The organism is Microbispora sp. NPDC049633 (assembly GCF_040675265.1).
Lineage (GTDB): Bacteria > Actinomycetota > Actinomycetes > Streptosporangiales > Streptosporangiaceae > Microbispora > Microbispora maris.
In genome coordinates this window covers 1-6,274 of the sequence record NZ_JBFAOO010000296.1, presented here as the reverse complement: position 1 = coordinate 6,274, position 6,274 = coordinate 1, and the positions used below count along the sequence as shown (strand labels likewise).

General features: G+C 74.3%; 6 protein-coding genes. 4 read left to right on the top strand and 2 right to left on the bottom strand.

From position 1 onward, the window contains the following. Together AB0J39_RS37260 and AB0J39_RS37255 are read left to right on the top strand one after the other, a co-directional pair. Window positions 1–2,232, top strand: a 2,232-nt coding sequence (locus tag AB0J39_RS37260) for an AAA family ATPase (protein ID WP_363473532.1), incomplete at its 5' end; no start/stop codon positions are given. Window positions 2,233–2,302: 70 nt separating this feature from the next. Continuing rightward, window positions 2,303–2,950, top strand: coding sequence for a hemerythrin domain-containing protein (locus tag AB0J39_RS37255; protein ID WP_363473530.1), 648 nt, complete (start codon window positions 2,303–2,305; stop codon window positions 2,948–2,950). 94 nt (window positions 2,951–3,044) lie between these two features. On the opposite strand, the gene AB0J39_RS37250 is transcribed toward AB0J39_RS37255, so the two are convergent. After that, window positions 3,045–3,299, bottom strand: coding sequence for an alpha/beta hydrolase (locus AB0J39_RS37250; RefSeq protein ID WP_363473534.1), 255 nt, complete (start codon window positions 3,297–3,299; stop codon window positions 3,045–3,047). Window positions 3,300–3,446: 147 nt separating this feature from the next. Then, the gene (locus AB0J39_RS37245) at window positions 3,447–3,887 is read right to left on the bottom strand and encodes a hypothetical protein (RefSeq protein WP_363473528.1); all 441 of its coding nucleotides are present in this window, start codon (window positions 3,885–3,887) and stop codon (window positions 3,447–3,449) included. Between the two features lie 96 nt (window positions 3,888–3,983). Here AB0J39_RS37245 and AB0J39_RS37240 point away from each other — a divergent pair, with 96 nt between their 5' ends. Continuing rightward, entirely contained in the window at window positions 3,984–4,562 is a 579-nt protein-coding gene (locus tag AB0J39_RS37240; protein WP_363473526.1) for a TetR/AcrR family transcriptional regulator, read from the top strand. A gap of 143 nt (window positions 4,563–4,705) precedes the next feature. After that, the coding region (locus tag AB0J39_RS37235; protein ID WP_363473524.1) for a BTAD domain-containing putative transcriptional regulator at window positions 4,706–6,274 on the top strand (1,569 nt) is incomplete at its 3' end.

The following is a 6,274-nucleotide window of genomic DNA, read 5'->3' as shown; positions in this document are numbered from 1 at the left end:
GGCACCGCCCCGCGAGACGGCACCGCGCGAGACGGCACCGCCCCGCGAGACGGCACGGCGTCGCCCGGCGATCGGCCGGCCGAGGCGGGCGAGGCCCGGTTCCGGCTGCACCAGGCCACCGCGGCGTACCTGGCGACGGTCGCCGCCGACCGGCCGCTGCTCGTGGTGATCGACGACCTCCAGTGGGCCGACACGGCGTCGCTCGGCCTGCTGTCCGACCTCCCGATGCTGCTGCGCGGCAGGGTCGCGATCGTGGTCACCGTACGGTCCGGCGAGGGCCCGGCCGCGGTGCACGACGCGCTCGGCATGCTCGGCCGGCACGACGCCCTCCGCCTGCCGCTGGCCGGGCTCGACCCCGCCGCGGTCGCCGAGCTGTCCGGGTTGCGCGACGCGGCGGCCGTGGCGGCGCTCGCCGAACGCACCCGGGGCAATCCGCTGTTCATCCGCGAGACCCTCCGCCTGGCCGAGGACCAGGGCATCGAGCGGGCGCTCACCGGCGTGCCCGAGGGCCTGGCCGACGTGCTGCGCCGCCGCCTGCTCGACCTGCCCGCCCCGTACCGTCCCGCGATCGACGCGGCGGCCGTGCTCGGCACCGGCGCGGACCGGGGGCTGCTGGCCGAGGTCGCCGGGGAGGCCTCGGGCGCGGACGTGGACGAGGCGCTAGACGCGGCGACCGCCATCCGCGTCCTCGACGAGGACCTGCGCTTCACCCACGATCTCATCCGGGAGACGGTCTACGCCGACATCCCGCCGCGCCGCCGGGCCGGGCTCCACCTGGCCGCGCTGCGGGCGCTCCGGCTACGGCCGGGGGCCGACCTGGCGGTGCTCGCCAGGCACGCGCTGGCCGCCGGTCCCGGCGCCGCGGCCGACGCGGTGCGCTGGGCCTCGGCCACCGCGCGGCAGGCGGCCGGCCGGCACGCCTACGAGGACGCCGCGCAGTGGTGGCGGCGCGCGGTCGAGGCGCACGGGACGCTGCCCGGCGCGGACCCGGCCGGACACGTGGAACTGCTGCTGGAGCTGGTCCGCGCGCAGCTCGACGCCGGCGACGGCGTCTCTGCCCGGCAGACCAGGGTGGAGGCGGTGCTCGCGGCCGACGGGCCGGGTGATCCGCTGCTCGCCGCCCGCGCGCTGACCAGCCTCGACGCTCCCGCCCTGTGGAAGATGTACGCGTACGGCGACGTGGAGCTGCAGGTGGTGCGGCGGATTGAGGACGCGCTGGCCGCCCTGCCCGAGGAGGACTCCGAGCTGCGCTGCCGGCTGCTCGGCTGCCTGGGGATGGAACGTTACGACAGCTCGGCCGATCCCCGGTGCGACACGGCCACCGCCGAGGCGCTGGCCATGGCCCGCCGCCTGGTCGCCCGGGGCGAGGCGGGCGAGGAGCTGCTCGGGTTCACGCTCAACGCGCGCTTCCTCGGCGTGCACCTGCCGGAGCGCATCCCGGAGATCGACGCCATCGGCGAGGAGCTCACCCGGCTCGGATCGCCCGGGTTCGAACTGCTCGGCCACATGATCAGGGAACGTTCCCGGATGGAGCTGTTCGACGTCGCCGGGGCCGACCGGGCCGCCGAGCGGGCGGCCGTGCTGGTCCAGCGGCTCGACCTGCCCTGGCCGCGGTTCCAGCAGTTCATGTACACGGGCGCCCGGCGCCTGCTGGAGGGCGACTTCGACGGCGCGGGCGAGGCGTACGCCGCGGCGGCGGAGGCGGGCGAGCGGCTCAACCTTTGGTACACGAGCACCGTGCTCGCCTCCGCGCTGCTCGCCCGGCAGTTCACGATGCGGGAGACCGACGGCGTCGAGGAGTTGATGGAGCAGTACTCCCCCTTCCCGGCCCACCGGCAGGTGATAGGCGTGCTCGTCGGGGACTGGCGGGGCGACCGCGGGCCGGCCGCGGCGGCGCGCGAGCAGGGCTGGCACGCGCTGCCGCGCGACTTCGGCGAACTGCCCGGGATATGCCTGCTGGGCGAGGCCCAGATCGTCGCGGGCGACCACGAGGGGTGCGTCCGGACCTATCACAGGCTCCTGCCGTACGAGGACAGGATCGCCTTCGGGGCCGGGACGTTCTGCGCCGGGCCGGTCGGCTACTTCCTGGGGCGGTTGGCCCACCTGGGCGGGGCCGCCGGTCCGGACACGGCGCGGGCGCATCTGGAGGCGGCCGGGAAGCGGTGCGCGGCGGCCGGGCTGGCCTGGTGGGCCGCGCGCATCGCCGCCGAACGCGAGGCCGTACGCGGCTGACGAGCGGGCGGTGAGCGGGCCGCAAGCCGGCGTTGAGTCGCGATGAAGGCGGGTCCCGCATCGTGGGGCCATGACAACACCGACGCAGACCCGGCGCCGGCCGGGCGAACCCGCTCCCGACCTCGTCACGTTCCTCGTCTTCCACGCCGGCCTCCGGCGCGAGTTCGGCAGGCTGGCCGAGGTCCTCGACCGCTGCGACCCCCGCGACGAGCGGCGCCGCGCGGTCGTCGACGAGCACCTCGCGCTGCTGCTGCGCGCCCTGCACCACCACCACACCGAGGAGGACGAGGCGATCTGGCCGCTGCTGCGCGGCCTGGTCCCGGAGGCCCGCGCGGTGCTGGACCGGCTGGAGGCCGACCATCAGGAGATGGACGCCGTCATCGGCAGGCTCTCCGACGGCGGCCGGCCCGCTCGCGAGGTCGCGGCCGACCTGCGCGCGCTCGACCGGCTGCTGAACACCCACCTCGACCTGGAGGAGTCCGAGGTCGTCCCGCTGATCAGGGAGCACGTCAGCGCGGCCTGGTGGGAGGAGTCGGGCAAGAAGGTCGGCAAGAGCCACGGCCGCGACCTCCCGATGCTCGCCGCCTGGCTGGTCGACGTGGCCACTCCCGCCGACCGCGAGCACATCTTCAGGACCGCCCCGGCGATCATGCGGATCCTCTACCGGCTCTCCTGGCGCCGGACGTACGAGCGCCGGGTCTCCCAGGTGTACGGGTGACAGGTGTACGGGTGACCGGTCTACGGGTGACAGGTGTACGGGTGATGACCGGGCCTGCGGCCTCCGCCACGGCGGCGGAGGCCGCCGGGCCGGGTCAGTCGCCGGGAAGGCAGACGGTGCCGGGCGGGGGCACCGTCAGGTCCGTGAGATACCGGGTGGCATGCCCGATCGCACACCGGTCGCCGGAGAGGTAGAGGACGTGGCCGGGACCGTCGTACCTGACCGTGGCCGAGCCGGGGATCCGCCGGACCAGGCTGTCGGTTATCGAGAAGTCGCTCCAGGTCCCCGCGCCGAGCAGCGGCGGCAGGTCGCGGACCGGCAGGGGTCGGGACGGGTTCGCGACCGGCAGCGGCCACCCCGCGCAGGCGAGCTGGTGATGAGCACGGTGTGGTCGATGTGGTCGACATCGGGGGCCGTGCGGGGAGTAGTCATGATGGTGTTCCTTGGGGCTCGATGAGGCGCGCGTCCGGCGTGCCTGGCTGTGACCGGCTCTGGTTCACACGGCCGCCGCGACGGCGGCGGCGACGAGGAGCACCTGCAGGGCGGTGCGTGCGGGCAGCGGAGTCACCGGCTTTCCCGCCAGGGTGAGGCCGCGCCGCGCCGCCGAGACGTTGGCCGGGAACATGGCGATCATGAGCAGCGCGAGCCCGACCGCGGCGTACGGCGCGATCGGCGCCAGCAGCAGTCCGGCCGCGCCGGCCAGCTCCAGCACCCCGGTGAGGGTGACCAGCAGGGCGGGCCGGGGGAACACCGGAGGGATCATGGCGACGAAGTCCCGCCGCCACGAGGGCAGGAAATGCGGCACACCGGTGAAGACCAACATCAACGCCAGCGCGCCGCGCAGTGCGGGCTGCCAGCCGTCCAGCATGTCGACGCCGGCCAGACCCAGCAGCCGCAGGGCGGCGAAACCCCCGATGAGGGCGATGAAGGGAACCATCCCTCCTCCAATCTTGTCAGTGGCTAGATTGAAGGAGACTCCGTTATCTTGTCAACGTCAAGATAGAGTGGGCCGCCCAAGCAGCGCAGCGCGGAGGTGAGAGAGATCAACGAGCCGGCCTACCACCACGGCAACCTGCGGCGGGCCGTCATCGACGCCGCCCTGCAGGCCATCGGCGAGTCCGGTCCGGCCGGATGGAGCCTGCGTGAGCTGGCCCGCCGTGCGGGCGTCTCGCATGCCGCGCCCGCGCACCACTTCGGCGACAAGACGGGACTGCTGACGGCCGTGGCCGCCGAGGGCTTCGAACTGTTCGCCGACAGTCTGGAACGCGCGGCCGGGGACGACGTCTTCGCGGTGGGGGTGGCCTACGTGCGCTTCGCCATCGACCACAGGCCCTACTTCGAGGTGATGTTCCGTCCGGAGCTGTATCGCGCGGACGATCCGGGGATGAGCTCGGCGCGTGAGCGTGCCGCCGCTGTGCTCGTCACCAGCGCGGGCACCCTGTCGCCGAGCCCGGCGCAGGACCGGCTGACCACGATCGCGGCGTGGTCGCTCGCCCACGGGTTCGCCGGCCTGTGGCTCAGCGGCTCCCTGCCGGAGAGCGCCCAGGGCGATCCGGAGACGATCTCCCGGGCGCTCGTCGAGCTCGTCTTCGGATCCCTGGGCAGGACCTGATCGCGGGTAGGCGGCGTCACGCGGATCGCGGCCTCGCCCTGCGCCCCCTCGGCGACCTGGATCGTCCTGCTCGGCCGCCTTAATAGGGCTGCCGGAATTGTGACTATGCCGGGGCGTGGAACGATCCCTATGCTCTCCTCGAAATGGTGCGTTTATGGGTTCTCGGCCAGTTCCGGGCCGAAGTGGGCGGGCATTCGGTCGACCTCGGACCGCCGCTCCAGCGGGCGGTGCTGGCGAGACTCGTCTGCGCCGGCGGGCACGTGGTCTCGACCGACCGGTTCATCGACGACCTGTGGCAGGGCCAGCCCCCGCCGAAGGCGCTGGGCGCGTTGCAGGTCTACATCTCCAACCTGCGCCGCGTCCTCGAACCGGGCCGCGCGCCGCGGACTCCGGCGAGGGTCCTGGTGACCGCTCCACCCGGATATGTGCTGCACCTCGACGCCGACGCCGTGGACGCGTGGCGCTTCCCCACGCTGATGGACGCGGCGTCGAGCCTCCTCGGCGGGGGCGAGCCGGCTGATGCGCTGCGCACGGTCGACGAGGCCCTGTCGCTGTGGAAGGGATCCGCCTTCGCCGAGTTCGGCGACGAGGACTGGGCGGTGCCGGAGGCGGCCCGGCTGGAAGAGATGAGGATGCTGACCGCCGAGTATCGCGCGGAGGCGAAGCTCGCGCTCGGCCGGCATGCCGAGATCGTGCCCGAGCTGGAGCGGCACGTCGCCGACCACCCGCTACGCGAGGACGCCGTGCGCCTTCTCGCCCTCGCCTACTACCGCTCGGGACGGCAGGCCGACGCCCTGGCGGCGCTGCGCAGGACCCGGGCCAAGCTGGCGGAGGAGCTGGGCATGGACCCGGGCCCCGCCCTGCGCGCTCTCGAGGCCGGCATCCTCACGCACAGCGAAGCCCTCGACGCGCCGAAGACCGCCATCTCGCCGGTGAGTCTCACCCCGCCGGCCGCCCAATCCCCGACTGCCCAAGCCCCGACTATGCAGTCACCGGCCGACATCCCGCAGCCTCGGATGGTCGGCCGTGCGGCGGAGCTCGGCCGCCTGGTCTCCGCCGCCGAGCAGGCCAGGCACGGGTTCCGCGTGGCCTGGCTGGGCGGCGACCCCGGCGCGGGCAAGAGCACGCTGGCCGACGCCCTGCTGCGGCGCCTGGCCGGCGAGGGCTGGCGAACCGCGGTCGGCCGGTGCCCGGAGACGCTCGGCGGCGTGCCGCCCGCGTGGGCGTGGACCGAGGTCCTGCGGACCCTGTTCGCGGTCCATCCTGCCGATCCCGGGACGGAGGCGCGGCTCGCGCCCCTGTTGCGGGAGGACTCCCCCGGCGCAGGCCAGTTCCTGCTGGCCCAGGCGGTGGGCGACTACCTGGAGAGCGTTCCCGGGCCGCTGCTGCTCGTGCTGGAGGACGTCCACCGCGCCGACGACGCCACCTTGCAGCTGCTGCGTCATCTGACGGCGAGGCTGGCGGGCGTCCCCGTTCTGGTGGTCCTCACGCACCGGCCGACGGAGGCCGGCGACCACCTGATGGCGGCGGGAGCCGCTCTGGCCGTGCAGACGGCGGAGAACGTGACGCTCGCGGGGCTGGACGAGGACGACGTCCGCCACGTGCTGCTGGAACGCTCCGGCCTGGAGGCCGACCCGCACACGGTCCGCACGGTCGCCGAACGGACCGGCGGCAACCCGCTGTTCGTGGCCGAGACCGCCCGTCTGATGGCG

What these genes read in the sequence shown, in the direction of transcription:
- AB0J39_RS37255 (WP_363473530.1), top strand. Translation starts at nt 2,303, where the DNA reads ATGACAACACCGACGCAGACCCGGCGCCGGCCGGGCGAACCCGCTCCC.
- AB0J39_RS37245 (WP_363473528.1), bottom strand. Translation starts at nt 3,887, where the DNA reads ATGGTTCCCTTCATCGCCCTCATCGGGGGTTTCGCCGCCCTGCGGCTG.